The 16,188-nt window shown below is 63.8% G+C and carries 5 protein-coding genes; 4 read left to right on the top strand and 1 reads right to left on the bottom strand.

Annotated elements, in window-relative coordinates:
- Positions 1-87: 87 nt before the first annotated feature.
- The gene (locus ACQRBV_RS16365; protein ID WP_411985145.1) at positions 88-711 is read left to right on the top strand and encodes a TetR/AcrR family transcriptional regulator; all 624 of its coding nucleotides are present in this window, start codon (positions 88-90) and stop codon (positions 709-711) included.
- A 91-nt stretch (positions 712-802) separates the two neighbouring features.
- Complete coding sequence (locus tag ACQRBV_RS16370) at positions 803-1,591, top strand: substrate-binding periplasmic protein (protein WP_411985144.1); 789 nt, start codon at positions 803-805, stop codon at positions 1,589-1,591.
- 2 nt (positions 1,592-1,593) lie between these two features.
- Here ACQRBV_RS16370 and ACQRBV_RS16375 read toward each other — a convergent pair whose 3' ends face one another.
- On the bottom strand, positions 1,594-2,145 hold the full coding sequence (locus ACQRBV_RS16375; RefSeq protein WP_060755994.1) for an RNA polymerase factor sigma-70: 552 nt from the start codon (positions 2,143-2,145) through the stop codon (positions 1,594-1,596).
- Positions 2,146-2,448: 303 nt separating this feature from the next.
- Between ACQRBV_RS16375 and ACQRBV_RS16380 the strand changes: the two genes are divergently transcribed.
- Together ACQRBV_RS16380 and ACQRBV_RS16385 are read left to right on the top strand one after the other, a co-directional pair.
- Positions 2,449-3,201, top strand: a complete 753-nt coding sequence (locus tag ACQRBV_RS16380; RefSeq protein WP_411985143.1) for a thioesterase II family protein — start codon at positions 2,449-2,451, stop codon at positions 3,199-3,201.
- Between the two features lie 51 nt (positions 3,202-3,252).
- On the top strand, positions 3,253-16,140 hold the full coding sequence (locus ACQRBV_RS16385; protein WP_411985142.1) for a non-ribosomal peptide synthetase: 12,888 nt from the start codon (positions 3,253-3,255) through the stop codon (positions 16,138-16,140).
- Positions 16,141-16,188 lie beyond the last annotated feature (48 nt).

Genomic DNA, 16,188 nt, shown 5'->3' on the forward strand with positions numbered 1-16,188 from the left:
ACACAAGTTCTGCCCAAGCGCTTGCTTGGGTGGCGGTCACAGCCTAAATTGCCGCCCAAGACGTTAGTAGAAATAAAGGAGAGCAGCATGGATGAGCACAAAGCCCAGCGGGTGATGCGCACCATGGTCGATGGCGGCCAATTGACCGACCCCGACAGCGCCCGGGGCAAATTGCTGCAAACCGCGGCTCACCTGTTTCGCAACAAGGGTTTTGAACGCACCACGGTGCGTGACTTGGCCGGTGCCGTGGGCATTCAGTCCGGCAGCATCTTTCATCACTTCAAGAGCAAGGACGAGATTCTGCGTGCGGTGATGGAGGAAACCATTCACTACAACACCGCGATGATGCGTGCTTCCCTCGAGGAGGCGAGCAACGTGCGCGAACGGGTGCTGGCGCTGATCCGCTGCGAATTGCAATCGATCATGGGCGGCAGTGGCGAGGCCATGGCGGTGCTGGTCTACGAATGGCGCTCGCTGTCGGCCGAAGGCCAGGCCCGGGTATTGGCGCTGCGCGATGTGTACGAAAATATCTGGCTGCAAGTGCTGGAGGAGGCGAAGGCCGCCGGGTACATCAAGGGGGATGTGTTTATTACGCGGCGCTTCCTGACCGGTGCCTTGTCCTGGACCACCACCTGGTTTCGTGCCCAGGGCAGCCTGACACTTGAGCAATTGGCTGACGATGCCCTGCTGATGGTGCTGAAGTCCGATTGAGGCGCAAGCTGTTAATTTGGCGACGAAAGTTGTCTCGCCTGAGAAAAACGCCTAGCTTACTGATATCAGAGTTTAAACGGTGTGTGCCTTGATGTTATCGCCATGGCGGCTGGCTGCAGGACTTACATTATGGGCCGTGGGCACCGGAGGCTGGATGCCGGCTTCTGCTGCGCAACTGGTGAGGATCGGTGCCGCGCATTTTCCGCCCTACACCGTGCGTCCCGAACAAGGGGCCGACACCGGGATACTGCCGCAATTGGTGGAAGCCCTGAATACGTTGCAAAGCGACTACCAGTTTGTCCTGGTGCCGACCTCGATCCCCCGGCGTTTCAGGGACTTCGAGCAGGGCCGGGTCGATATGGCGATCTTCGAAAACCCTGCTTGGGGTTGGAAGGATATTCCTCACACCAGTGTCGACATGGGCCTGGAGGATGCGGAAATTTTCGTCGCCCAGCGTGAGCCCGAGCGCGACCAGCATTATTTCGCCGACCTGACCGGCAAGCGCCTCGCGGTGTTCAGCGGTTATCACTACGCCTTCGCCAACTTCAACGCCGACCCCAAATACCTGGCCGAACACTTCAACGCCACGCTGACCTATTCCCATGACAGCAACCTGCTGATGGTCGTGCGCGGGCGTGCCGATATCGCGCTGGTGACGCGTTCGTACCTGAGTGACTTCATGGTGCGCAATGCGGACATGGCGGGGAAATTCCTGGTCTCGGAACGTATCGACCAGGTGTATCACCACTATGCCTTGCTGCGGCCGAAAGCGCCGATCACCGGGGAGGCGTTCGCCGCGTTGCTCAAGCATTTGCGCGATAACGGCCAGATGCTGAAGATTTTCGAGCCGTATCGCATCGATGTGATGCCGGTGCCCTGAACCTACACCCGCCGCGCAAACGTATCGCTGTGGCTGCCCGACACCTTGCGGCAATGCACCAGCGCATCCCGGATCATGAAGTTCACCAGGGTCGGCGATACGCCCAGCTCCTTGGCGATGTCCTTTTGCGGCACGCCGTGCAGGCGGTACATCTCGAACGCATAGCGGGTGCGCTGGGGCAACTCTGTCAGGGCGTCGGCGATGTTTTCCAGGGTGTTGAAATTAATGTGCGAGGTTTCCGGTGATGCACCGTGAATCACCACATTCAGACCTTCCTCTTCCGGTCCCGAATACTTGAGTTCCAGCGCCTGCTTGCGGTAGTGGTCGATCGCCAGGTTGCGCACGATCTGGAACAGATAACTCAGTTGGGCCTTGAACGATGAAGTGATCGTCGGCGCTGACTGCAAGCGGAAGAAGGCGTCTTGCACGACGTCTTCAGCGCGGGAGCGACAGCCGGTAATTCTGGCCGCAATCTTCACCAGGATCAGTCGATTGTCGACGAATGCCTGGAGAAGCGGTGAGTCGCACCTGCCTGTGGATACTGGTTCCGTCATGGAAATTCACCTTGTCGCAAAAGAGGTTAGGGGAGGGCGTCCGTGCTGAAGCCTCCTACACATCGGGCAACAAATTATGCTTAATGATAATTATTGTCAAATGAGAGAAAGAACTAATCCTATGCCTTTCTGCAAGGTGTGAACCGCGTCTCGCGCGTCCCGGGCGACTAATTATTTACCGGCTCCGTCCGTTCTCATGGGTGACAGGTCCGTTAGCGAAACGGCCAAGGATCAGCACCCGCAGGAGGGCGAGATGGGTTTTTACCGTGCAAACAGCGTGTTTCAGTGGGGAGTCCTCAAACCATGAGCGCACCCACCCGACTGCGCCTGTTCTGCCTGCCCCATTCGGGCGCCAGCGCCTCGGTTTACGCCCGCTGGCGCCGTGCCCTGCCGGACTGGTTGCAAGTGTGCCCGCTGGAGTTGCCGGGGCGCGGCATGCGCATGGACGAGCCCTTGCAGCGTGATATCAAGGCATTGGCGGCCCAGCTTGCCGATGAAATCAGCCACCACCTGGATGGCCCCTACGCGCTGTTCGGTCATAGCCTCGGTGGCCTGCTGGCCTTTGAGTTGGCCCATGCGCTAAGCCTGCGCGATGTGCCCGCGCCACTGGCGTTGTTCGCCTCCGGCACGGCTGGCCCGGCCCGTCGCGATGTCAGTGAATACGCCATCGAAAAGACCGACGAACAATTGCTCGCCCGCCTGCGTGAGCTACAGGGCACCGCCGAAGAAGCCCTGGCCAACCCTGAATTGATGCAGTTGATGCTGCCGATCCTGCGCGCCGATTTCCTGCTTTGCGGCAGCTTCCAGTATGGCGAGCGCGAGCCGCTGGGCATGCCCATCCATGTGTTCGGCGGCAAGCAAGACAGCGTGCGTGCCGACCAGTTGCTGGACTGGCAGATCGATGCCGCCAGTGGCTTCTCCCTGGACATGTTCGACGGCCATCACTTCTTTCTCGTGCAGCACGAAAGCGCCGTGCTGCGCTGCCTGCGTCGTTATGCCGATGAGCACCTGAGCCGTTGGCGCACTGGCACGACGCGGCAGCGAATCGCCGGCTGAACGCTTTCCAATTTTCGATTTTCCCGTAAGCCGATTTCAGGCAGGAACCCCATGATGGACGCCTTCGAACTTCCCCGCACCCTGGTCCAGTCCCTTCAACGTCGCGCCGCGCAGACCCCGGACCAGGTCGCCCTGCGCTTCCTCGCCGAATCCGCCGAGCACAACGTAGTGCTCAGTTACCGTGACCTGGACCAACGTGCCCGCACCATCGCCGCCGCCTTGCAAGCCAATGCGGCACTGGGTGAACGTGCGGTGCTGCTGTTCCCCAGCGGCCCGGATTACGTCGCGGCGTTCTTCGGTTGCCTGTACGCCGGGGTGATCGCGGTGCCGGCCTACCCGCCTGAGTCCACGCGCCGGCATCACCAGGAACGCTTGCTGTCGATCATCAAGGATGCCGAGCCGCGTCTGCTGCTGACCATCGCCAGCCTCGCCGATGGCCTGGCCCGGATCGAGAATGCGCCGCCGGTGTTGAGCGTCGACAACCTGGATAGCGCGGTCGCCGACGGCTGGATCGAGCCTGAATTGCAGGCTGACGACATCGCTTTCCTGCAATACACCTCCGGCTCCACGGCATTGCCCAAGGGCGTGCAAGTCAGCCACGGCAACCTGGTGGCCAACGAAGTGCTGATCCGGCGCGGGTTTGGTATCGACCTGAACCCGGATGACGTGATTGTCAGCTGGCTGCCGCTGTACCACGACATGGGCCTGATCGGTGGGCTGCTGCAACCGATTTTCAGCGGCGTGCCCTGTGTATTGATGGCGCCGGCCTATTTCCTCGGGCGGCCATTGCGCTGGCTGGAAGCGATCAGCGAATACGGCGGCACCATCAGTGGCGGGCCGGATTTCGCCTATCGACTGTGCAGCGAGCGGGTCAGCGAGTCAGCCCTGGAGCGCCTGGATTTGAGCCGCTGGCGCGTGGCGTACTCGGGTTCCGAGCCGATCCGCCTCGACACCTTGGAGCGCTTTGCCGAGAAGTTCGCGGTGTGCGGTTTCTCTTCAAACCATTTCTTTGCTTCTTACGGCTTGGCCGAGGCGACCTTGTTTGTCGCCGGCGGCACGCGAGGGCAGGGCATCCCGGCCATGCGTGTGGACGAACAGGCCCTGGCGGCCAACCGCGCTGAGCCAGGGCAGGGCAGTGCGATCATGAGTTGCGGCACCAGCCAACCGGAACATGCGGTGCTGATCGCTGACCCGCACACGCTCAAGGCGTTAGCCGATAACCAAGTCGGCGAACTCTGGGCCACCGGGCCGAGCATCGCCCACGGTTACTGGCGCAACCCCGAAGCCACCGCCAAGACGTTTGTGCAACAGGCCGGCCGTACCTGGCTGCGCACCGGTGACCTGGGCTTCATTCGCGACGGTGAGGTGTACATCACCGGCCGGCTCAAGGATCTGCTGATCGTGCGCGGCCACAACCTGTATCCCCAGGACATCGAGCAAACCCTCGAGCGCGAAGTGCAAGGCATACGTAAGGGCCGGGTCGCTGCATTTGCGGTGCAGCATCAGGGCCTGGAGGGCATCGGCATCGCCGCCGAAATCAGCCGTAGCGTGCAGAAAATCCTGGCGCCCGAGGCGCTGATCAAGGCCATCCGCCAAGCCGTGGCCGAGGCCTGCCAGGAAGCCCCGAGCGTGGTGCTGCTGCTCAACCCCGGCGCCTTGCCAAAGACCTCCAGCGGCAAGCTGCAGCGTGCGGCGTGCGCGCTTCGCCACGCCGATGGCAGCCTCGACAGTTATGCGCAGTTCCCCGAGGTGCAAGCCAAGGTCAGTGATGCGGCGCTGGAGTCGCCGTTGCAACAGCAGATCGCAGCGATCTGGTGCGAGCAGTTGCAGGTCGACACGGTCGCGGCGGATGACCATTTCTTTCTGCTCGGCGGTAACTCCATTACCGCTACCCAGGTGGTGGCGCGCTTGCGTGAAGCCCTGGGCCTGGAACTGAACCTGCGCCTGCTGTTCGAAGCGCCGACCCTGTCGGCGTTTGCCGCCGACGTAGCGCAATTGCAAAAGGACGGTGGCGTTGCCCAAGGCGCGATTCACGCCCTGTCACGTCAGGACGAGTTGCCCCAATCGCTGGCGCAAAACCGCCTGTGGATCACCTGGCAGTTGGACCCCTACAGCAGCGCCTACACCATTCCCGGCGGGCTGCGCTTGCGTGGCGAGCTGGATGAAGACGCGGTGCGCAGCAGTTTTGCGCAACTGGTCCAGCGCCACGAAGCCCTGCGTACACGCTTTTACGAGCGTGACGGCCAGGCGTTCCAGCGTGTCGACAAAAGCCCCGAGTTCGACCTGCAACGGATCGACCTCAGCGACCTGCCGGTTGCCGAGCGTGAATCCCGTGCCGAACAGATCCGTGAAGACCTGGCGCGCGCGCCGTTCGACCTGGAGAAAGGCCCGCTGCTGCGGGTGACCCTGGTGCGCCTGGACGATGAAGATCACCACTTGCTGGTGACCTTGCACCACATCATCGCCGACGGTTGGTCACTGAACATCCTGATCGACGAATTCTCCCGCCTGTATGCCGCCGCCACTCAGGGCCAACCCCTGGAGCTACCGCCGCTGGCCCTGCAATATGCCGACTACGGCAGTTGGCAGCGCCAATGGTTGGCCGAGGGCGAAGGCCGGCGGCAACTGGCGTACTGGCGGGCGCAGTTGGGCGAGGAGCACCCGGCCCTGAGCCTGGCCACCGACCATCCGCGCTCCGCGCAGCAGCGTCACAGCGCCTCGCGCCATAGCGTGCGCCTGAGCGCGGGCCTCAGCGAAGCGATTCGCCAGACCGCCCAGGCCCACGAGTCGACGCCGTTCATGCTGTTGCTGGCGGCGTTCCAAAGCCTGCTGCACCGCTACAGCGGCCAGCGCGATATCCGTATCGGTGTGCCGAATGCCAACCGCCCGCGCCAGGAAACCCAGGGCTTGATCGGCTTTTTCATCAACACCCTGGTGCTGCGCGCCGAGCTGGAGGGGCGCCTGCCGTTCGATCAACTGTTGGCCGCTACTCGCGACACCGTGCTGGGGGCCCAGGCCCATCAGGATCTGCCGTTCGAGCAACTGCTCGAAGCCTTCCCGCAAGCCCGTGAGCAAGGGCTGTTTCAAGTGATGTTCAACCATCAGCAACGTGACCTGAGCGCTTTGCGCCGCTTGCCGGGGATGTTGGCCGATGAGTTGCCGTGGCACAGTCGCGAAGCCAAGTTCGACCTGCAATTGCATAGCGAAGAAGACCGCAATGGGCGCCTGAGCCTGTCGTTCGACTATGCCGATGAGTTGTTCGAAAACCGCACCGTCCAGCGCCTGGCCGAGCACTTCATCAACCTGCTGCACGCGGTGTGCGAGCAGCCGCAGCAGGCCATCGGCGAGCTGACGCTGATGCACACCAATGAGCAGACTCCCTGGAGTGAGGCGCCGTGCGCGCCGGCCACCCGCTGGCTTCCCGAGTTGTTCAGCCAGCAGGCTTCGGACAACACCGCGCTGGTCTGGCAGGACGGCAGCCTGAGCTTCGCCCAACTGCACAACCAGGCCAACCGCCTGGCGCATTACCTGCGTGACAAAGGCGTTGGCCCGGATGTGTGCGTGGCCATCGCCGCCGAGCGTTCGCCGCAGCTGCTGATCGGCCTGTTGGCGATCATCAAGGCGGGCGGCGCCTATGTGCCGCTGGACCCGGACTACCCCGCCGAGCGCCTGGCCTACATGCTCAACGACAGCGGCGTCGAACTGCTGCTGACCCAGACCGCCTTGCTTGAGCGACTCCCGGCGGCCGACGGCGTGTGCGTGATCGCCATGGACAGCCTGCACCTCGACAGCTGGCCGAGCCAGGCGCCGGGTTTGCACCTCAACGGCGACAACCTCGCCTATGTGATCTACACCTCCGGTTCCACCGGCCAGCCCAAAGGCGTGGGCAATACCCATGCGGCCCTGGCCGAGCGCTTGCAGTGGATGCAGGCCACCTACTGCCTGGATGAAACCGACGTGCTGATGCAAAAGGCGCCGATCAGTTTCGACGTGTCGGTGTGGGAATGCTTCTGGCCGCTAATCACCGGTTGCCGGCTGGTGCTGGCCGGCCCCGGCGAACATCGCGACCCGCAGCGCATCGCACAATTGGTGCAAGAGCACGGCGTGACCACGCTGCACTTCGTGCCGGCGCTGTTGCAGCTGTTTATCGACGAGCCCCTGGCGCGTGAATGCACCAGCCTGCGTCGCGTGTTCTCCGGGGGCGAGGCGTTGCCTGCCGAACTGCGCAACCGCGTGCTGGCGCATTTGCCCGCCGTGCAATTGCACAACCGTTATGGCCCGACCGAAACCGCGATCAACGTCACCCACTGGCACTGCCATGTGGCAGACGGCGAGCGCTCGCCGATTGGCCGACCCTTGGGCAACGTGATCTGCCGCGTGTTGGACGAGCAGTTCAACCCGGTGCCATTGGGTGTGCCGGGCGAGCTGTGCATCGGCGGTATCGGCCTGGCGCGGGGTTACCTCGGCCGCGCCGGGTTGACGGCTGAGCGTTTTGTCGCAGACCAGCACGGCACCCGCCTGTATCGAACCGGTGACCGCGCCCGCTGGAGCGCCGACGGTGTGCTGGAATACCTGGGGCGTCTTGATCAACAGGTCAAACTGCGCGGCTTCCGTGTGGAGCCTGAAGAAATCGAAGCGCGCCTGCTGGCCCAAGAGGGCATTGCCCAGGCCGTGGTGCTGGTGCGTGAGGCCAAGCTGATCGGTTACTACACCGCGCCGGCCGGGCTGGACGAGCAGGCCGTGAAAACCGCCCTGGCCGCCGAGCTGCCGGAATACATGGTGCCTGCGCTGCTGATGCGCCTGGACGCCCTGCCGCTGAGCCCCAGCGGCAAAGTCGACCGGCGTGCGCTGCCGGAGCCGGTGTGGCAGCTGCGTGAACACATCGAGCCCGAGACCCCGTTGCAGCAGCAGATTGCAGCGATCTGGCGCGAAGTGCTGGGCCTGCCCCGTGTCGGCCTGCGCGATGACTTTTTCGCCCTCGGCGGGCATTCGTTGCTGGCCACGCAAATCATTTCCCGCACCCGCCAGGCGTGTGACGTCGAACTGCCGCTGCGCACCTTGTTCGAAGCCAGCGAGTTGGGCGCTTTCGCCGAGCAGGTGGGGCTGATCCAGGCGGCGGGCCATCGCAACCAGCAAGCCCCCATCGCCCGGGTCGACCGCAGCGTGCCGGTGCCGTTGTCCTATTCCCAGCAACGCATGTGGTTCCTCTGGCAGATGGAACCGGACAGCCCGGCCTACAACGTCGGCGGCATGGCGCGCCTGCGCGGTGTGCTGGATGTGGGGCGTTTCGAGGCGGCGTTGCAAGCCCTGATCATGCGCCATGAAACCCTGCGCACCACCTTCCCGAGTGTCGATGGCGTGGCGTATCAGAAGGTCTCGCGCCAGACCGGCCTGCGCATGGACTGGCGGGATTTCTCTGCGCTTACTCCAGCCGATTGCCAGCAACGCCTGCAACACCTGGCCGAGCATGAAGCCCACACGCCCTTCAACCTGGAAACCGGGCCGTTGCTGCGTGCCTGCCTGGTCAAGGCCGGTGAGCAGGAACACTACCTGGTGCTGACCCTGCACCACATCGTCACCGAAGGCTGGGCCATGGACATCTTCGCCCGTGAACTCAGCGCGCTCTATGAAGCCTTCATCGACGAGCGCGATTCGCCGCTGGCGCCGTTGCCGGTGCAATACCTGGACTACAGCGTCTGGCAGCGCCAGTGGCTGGAGTCCGGTGAGCGCCAGCGTCAACTGGATTACTGGACGGCGCAACTGGGCCATGAGCACCCCTTGCTCGAACTGCCCGCCGACCGTCCACGGCCACCGGTGCAAAGCCACCAGGGCGAGTTGTACCGCTTCGACCTGAGCGATGCGTTGGCCGCCCGCGTGCGTGCCTTCAATGCCGAGCGCGGCCTGACCCTGTTCATGACCATGACCGCCACCCTGGCCGTGCTGCTTTACCGCTACAGCGGCCAGACCGACCTGCGCATCGGCGCGCCGGTGGCCAACCGTATCCGCCCGGAAAGCGAAGGGCTGATCGGTGCGTTCCTCAACACCCAAGTCTTGCGTTGCCAACTCGACGGGCAAATGCGTGTCGGCGAGTTGTTCGAGCAGGTGCGCCATACGGTGATCGAGGGCCAGTCCCATCAGGACCTGCCGTTCGACCATCTGGTGGAAGCCCTGCAACCTACGCGTAGCGCGGCGTACAACCCGTTGTTCCAGGTGATGTGCAACGTGCAGCGCTGGGAGTTCCAGCAAAGCCGCCAACTGGCCGGCATGACCGTCGAGTACCTGGCCAACGATGCCCGCGCCACCAAGTTTGACTTGAACCTGGAAGTCACCGACCTCGACCAGCGCCTGGGTTGCTGCCTGACCTACAGCACCGACCTGTTCGACGAGCCGCGTATCGCGCGCATGGCCGAGCATTGGCGCAACCTGCTGGAAGCCTTGATCGGCGATCCGCAACAACGCCTCAGCGAACTGCCGCTGCTCAGCGCTGCTGAGCAACGTGCATTGCAGCGCAGCCTGGGCGTTGCGGCGGGTGAACATCGTCTCGACCAGTGCCTGCACACGCTGTTCAGCCAGCAAGCGGCGAAGCGGGGCGATGCGCCCGCGTTGACCTTTGCCGGGGTGACCCTCAGCTACCGCGAACTGGACGAACGCGCCAATCGCCTGGCCTGGATGCTGCGCGAGCGCGGTGTCGGCCCACAGGTGCGCGTGGGCCTGGCGCTGCCGCGCTCGCTGGAAATGGTCATCGGCCTGCTGGCAATTCTCAAGGCCGGCGGCGCCTATGTGCCGCTGGACCCGGAATACCCGCTCGACCGTTTGCACTACATGATCGAAGACAGCGGCATTGGCCTGTTGCTCAGCGATGCGGCGATGTTCGAAGCCCTTGGCGAGTTGCCGGCCACGCTGGCGTGCTGGTGCCTGGAAGAGGATCTGTCGGTACTGGCCAACTATCCGGCGACCGAGCCGCCATTGCTCAACCTGCCACAGCATCAGGCGTACCTGATCTACACCTCCGGCTCCACCGGCAAACCCAAAGGCGTGGTGGTGTGCCATGGTGAAATCGCCATGCATTGCCGGGCGGTGATCGAGCGTTTCGGGATGCGCGCGGATGACTGTGAGCTGCACTTCTATTCGATCAACTTCGACGCCGCCACCGAGCGTCTGCTGGTGCCGCTGCTCAGCGGTGCACAGGTGGTGTTGCGCGCCCAGGGCCAGTGGGACGCCGAGGAAATCTGCGCGCTGATCCGCACCCATCGCATCAACATCCTGGGCTTCACGCCGAGTTACGGCAGCCAGTTGGCACAATGGCTGGCCACCCAACAGCAGACCTTGCCGGTGCGCATGTGCATCACCGGAGGCGAGGCGCTCACTGGCGAGCACTTGCAGCGCATTCGGGCGGCGTTCCAGCCGCAGGTGTTCTTCAACGCCTATGGCCCGACCGAAACCGTGGTGATGCCGCTGGCCAGCCTGGCGCCGCAGCAGTTGGAGGCGGGCGCCGGCAGTGTGCCGATCGGCAGCATCATCGGTGACCGCCTGGCGTACATTCTCGACGCCGACCTGGCCCTGGTGCCGCAAGGTGCGACGGGCGAGTTGTACGTCGGCGGTGCCGGCCTGGCCCTGGGGTACCACCAGCGCGCGGGCATGACGGCGGAGCGGTTTGTGGCCGATCCGTTTGCTGGTCGTGGTGGCCGCCTGTATCGCACGGGTGACCTGGTACGCCAACGCGCCGATGGCGAGGTGGAGTATCTGGGGCGTATCGACCATCAGGTCAAGGTGCGAGGCTTTCGTATCGAGCTGGGCGAGATCGAAACCCGCCTGCTGGAGCACGAGGCCGTGCGCGAAGCCGTGGTGCTGGCGCTGGATTCGCCGAGCGGCAAGCAACTGGTGGCGTATCTGGTCAGCGACGCCGAGCACGCCAGCTTGCGTGACGCGCTCAAGGCTCACCTCAAGGCGCAATTGCCGGACTACATGGTGCCCGCGCACCTGATCGTGCTCGACAGCATGCCGTTGACCGCCAATGGCAAGCTCGACCGTCGGGCCTTGCCGCAACCGGACCCCGAGGCCAACCGCCAACAGTATGTCGCGCCATGCAGCGAGTTGGAGCAAACCCTGGCGGCGATCTGGTGCGCGGTATTGAACGTGCAACAGGTCGGGCTGGACGATAACTTCTTCGAGCTGGGCGGCGATTCGATCCTGTCGATCCAGGTGGTCAGCCGTGCGCGGCAGGCGGGCATTCAGTTCAGCCCTCGCGACCTGTTCCAGCATCAGACGGTCCGCACCCTGGCCGCCATCGCCACGCGTTCGCAGCAGGTCAAGGCGGAGCAGGGCGTATTGACCGGCAGTTCCGGGCTCACGCCGATCCAGCACTGGTTCTTCGATACCGATATCCCCAATCGCCAGCACTGGAACCAGGCGTTGTTGCTTGCGCCGCAGCAATTGCTCGATCCGCACCGCCTGGAGCAAGCGCTGTTGGCAGTACTGGAACACCACGATGCCCTGCGCCTGAGCTTCACCGCGCGCGATGCCCAATGGCACGCCGAGCACTTGGCGGTGCCCGAAGGCGGCGTACTGATGCAGGCGCACGTGCGTGATATGGACCAATGCACGGCGCTGTTCACCGACACCCAGCGCAGCCTCGACCTGGCCCATGGGCCGCTGCTGCGTGCCTTGCTGGTGGATGGTCCGCAAGGTCAACAGCGCCTGCTGATCGCGATTCACCACCTGGTGGTGGATGGTGTGTCGTGGCGCGTCGTGCTTGAAGACCTGCAAACGGTCTATCGCCAACTGAGCGATGGCCAGTCCGTCGGCCTGCCGGCCAAGACCAGTGCGCTAAGGGATTGGGCGGCACGCCTGCAAGCGTATGCCGGCAGCGAATCGTTGCGTGAAGAACTGGGCACTTGGCAGGCCCGGCTGGCAGGCCCGGAGGTGGCGTTGCCGGTGGATCGAGCACACGGCTCGCTGCGTAATCGCGATGCCGATACCGTCAGTGTGCGCCTGAATGCCGAGCACACGCTTCAATTGCTGCAACAGGCCCCGAGCGCCTACCGCACCCAGGTCAACGACCTGTTGCTGACCGCCCTGGCCCGCGTGCTGTGCCGCTGGAGCGGCCACGCCTCGGCGCTGATCCAACTGGAGGGCCACGGCCGCGAAAGCCTGTTCGATGAGATCGACCTGACCCGCAGTGTCGGTTGGTTCACCAGTGCCTATCCGTTGCGCCTGACGCCACTTGAAGAGCCGGGTGCTTCGATCAAGGCCATCAAAGAGCAACTGCGCGGCGTGCCGCACAAAGGTCTGGGTTACGGCGTGCTGCGCTACCTGGCGGACGACCTGTGCAAGCAGGCCATGGCTGCGCTGCCGAGCGCCGAGATCACCTTCAACTACCTCGGCCAGTTCGACCAGAGTTTTGGTGTCGATGCACTGTTCCACCCGCTGGACGAGTCGGCAGGTGTTGCCCATGACCCGGATGCGCCGCTGCCCAACCTGTTGAGCGTCGACAGCCAGGTGTATGGCGGGGAACTGGTGCTGCGCTGGACCTTCAGCCGCGAGCGTCACGACCGCCAGACCATCCGCGAATTGGCCGAGGGCTACCTGGCCGAGTTGCAAAGTCTGATCGCGCACTGCCTCAAGGACGATGCCGGCGGCCTCACGCCGTCCGACTTCCCCCTGGCACACCTGACCCAGGCGCAACTGGATGGCTTGCCGGTGCCGGTCAACGCCATCGAGGATGTCTACCCGCTGACGCCGATGCAGGAGGGCCTGTTGCTGCACACCCTGCTGGAGCCGGGCACCGGCCTCTACTACATGCAGGACCGCTACCGTATCAACAGCGCGCTGGACCCGCAGCGTTTTGCCCAGGCCTGGCAGGCGGTGATCGCCCGTCACGAAGCCTTGCGTGCGTCGTTCTGTTGGAACGTCGGCGAAGACATGCTGCAAGTGATCCACAAGCCGGGCAGCACACCGTTTGAATACCTGGACTGGAGCCACGATGCCGAAGAGCAACAGGAGCCGCGCCTGCAAGCCTTGCTCAAGGCCGAACGCGAAGCCGGTTTCGATCTGCTCAACCAGGCGCCATTCCACCTGCGCCTGATCCGTGTGGGTGAAGCGCGCTACTGGTTCATGATGAGCAACCACCACATCCTCATCGATGCCTGGTGCCGTTCGTTGTTGATGAATGACTTCTTCGAGATCTACATGGCCTTGGGCGAGCACCGTGACGCGCAACTGGCGACGCCACCGCGCTACCGCGACTACATTGCCTGGCTGCAACGCCAGAATCTCAACCAGGCGCGCCAGTGGTGGCAACAGAACCTGCAGGGGTTCGAACGCACCACGCCGATCCCCAGCGACCGCCCCTTCCTGCGTGAACACGCGGGCCATAGCGGCGGCATGGTGGTCGGCGATTGCTACACGCGCCTGGAGGCTCGTGATGGCGCGCAATTGCGCGAACTGGCCCAGGCCCACCAACTCACCGTCAATACCTTCGCCCAGGCGGCATGGGCCTTGGTGTTGCGGCGTCTGAGCGGCGAGCGTGACGTGCTGTTCGGCGTCACCGTGGCCGGCCGCCCGGTGGCAATGCCCGAGATGCAACGCACCGTCGGCCTGTTCATCAACAGCATTGCGTTGCGCGTGAAACTGCCCGAGGACGACCAGCCTTGCAGCGTGCGTCAGTGGTTGACCGGCTTGCTCGACAGCAACATGCAACTGCGTGAGTACGAGTACTTGCCGCTGGTGACGATCCAGGAACACAGCGAGCTGCCCAAGGGCCAGCCGCTGTTCGACAGCCTGTTCGTGTTCGAAAACGCTCCGGTGGAGGTCTCGGTGCTGGACCATGCGCAAAGCCTGAACGCCACGTCGGACTCCGGTCGCACCCACACCAACTTCCCGCTGACCGCCGTGTGCTACCCCGGCGATGACCTCGGTCTGCACCTGTCCTATGACCAGCGTTATTTCGATGAAACCACCGTGCAAGGCATGCTTGGCGAGTTCAAGCGCCTGCTGCTGGCGCTGGTGCAGGGCTTCCATGGCGACATGGCCGAGCTGCCCCTGATCGGCGCGCAAGAGCGCGAGTTCCTGGTGGAAGGCTGCAACCAGAGCGAGCAGGCTTACCCGCTGGAGCGCAGCTATATCGAACTGTTTGAAGAACAGGTGGCTGCTTATCCCCAACGCATTGTCGCCAGTTGCCTGGCGCAGCGCTGGACTTATGCCGAGTTGAACCGTCGCGGCAATGGCTTGGGGCACGCGCTGATCGCGGCGGGTGTCGGCCTGGATCAACCGGTGGCGTTGCTGGCCGAACGCAGCCTCGACCTGCTGGGCATGATCATCGGCAGCTTCAAGGCCGGTGCCGGTTACCTGCCGCTGGACCCCGGGCTGCCGGGCCAGCGTCTGCGCAGCATTATCGACTTGAGCCGCACACCGCTGCTGGTGTGCACCGAGGCGTGTCGCGAACTGGCCATCGAACTGCTGGAGGGCACCGATTGCGCGTTGCTGGTATGGGAGGACGTTCCGGGCCGTGGAGAAAACCCAGGTGTCTACAGCGGCCCGGACAACCTCGCGTATGTGATCTACACCTCAGGTTCCACCGGCCTGCCCAAAGGCGTGATGGTCGAACAGCGCGGCATGCTCAATAACCAGTTGAGCAAGGTGCCGTACCTGCAACTGAGTGAGGCGGACGTGATCGCCCAGACTGCCTCGCAAAGCTTTGACATTTCCGTGTGGCAATTCCTCACCGCGCCGCTGTTTGGCGCACGGGTGGACATCGTGCCGAACACGCTGGCCCATGATCCGCAAGGTTTGCTGGAGCATGTCCAGGCGCAAGGCATCACGGTGCTGGAGAGCGTGCCGTCACTGATCCAGGGCATGCTCGCCCAGGATCGCATCAGCCTCGACGGCCTGCGCTGGATGCTGCCGACCGGCGAAGCGATGCCACCGGAGCTCGCGCACCAGTGGTTGCAGCGTTATCCCGAGATTGCGCTGGTGAACGCCTATGGCCCGGCGGAATGTTCGGATGACGTAGCGTTTTTCCGCGTCGACCTGGCGTCGACCCGTGGCACCTATCTACCGATAGGCACGCCGACCGACAACAATCGTTTGTACGTGCTGGATGGTGCGCTGGAGTTGGTGCCGCAGGGCGCGGTCGGTGAGTTGTGCGTGGCGGGTACGGGGGTCGGGCGTGGGTATGTCGGCGATCCGCTGCGCACGGCCCCGGTATTTGTGCCGAACCCGTTCGGCGCACCGGGCGAGCGGCTGTACCGCACCGGCGACCTGGCGCGCCGTCGCAGTGACGGCGTGCTGGAGTACGTCGGGCGTATCGACCATCAAGTGAAAATTCGCGGCTACCGCATCGAACTGGGTGAAATCGAAGCCCGCCTGCATGAGCAACCCGAAGTGCGCGACGCGGCCGTCGGCGTGCAGGAAGGGGTCAACGGCAAGCATCTGGTCGGCTATCTGGTGGCGGCTGACGAAAGCCTCAACCCCAGCGAGCGCTTGGACCGCATCAAGCAGCGCCTGCGCGCCGAACTGCCGGAATACATGGTGCCGCTGCACTGGCTCTGGCTCGACCGCCTGCCGCTCAACGCCAACGGCAAACTCGACCGCAAGGCCCTGCCGGCGCTGGACATCGGCCAACTGCACAGCCAGGACTACCTGGCACCGCGCAACGCACTTGAAACGACCCTGGCCGGGATTTGGGCCGAGGTCCTCAAGGTTGAGCGGGTGGGGGTGCAGGACAACTTCTTCGAACTGGGCGGGCATTCATTGCTGGCCACGCAGATTGCCTCGCGGGTGCAGAAGACCTTGCAGCGCGATGTACCGCTGCGGGCGATGTTCGAGTGCAGCACGGTGGCGGAGTTGGCTGAGTATATCGACGGGTTGGCGGCCAATGAGATCAGTGCCGAGAAGGTGGATCGGTTGAGTGATTTGATGGCGGAATTGGAGGGATTGTGAGGCGGCCGTTGGTCGGATATAGCGTGACGTTGTGTCGGAACTGTCAAT

This window comes from Pseudomonas sp. R11F (assembly GCF_050312575.1).
Taxonomy (GTDB): Bacteria; Pseudomonadota; Gammaproteobacteria; order Pseudomonadales; family Pseudomonadaceae; genus Aquipseudomonas; species Aquipseudomonas palleroniana.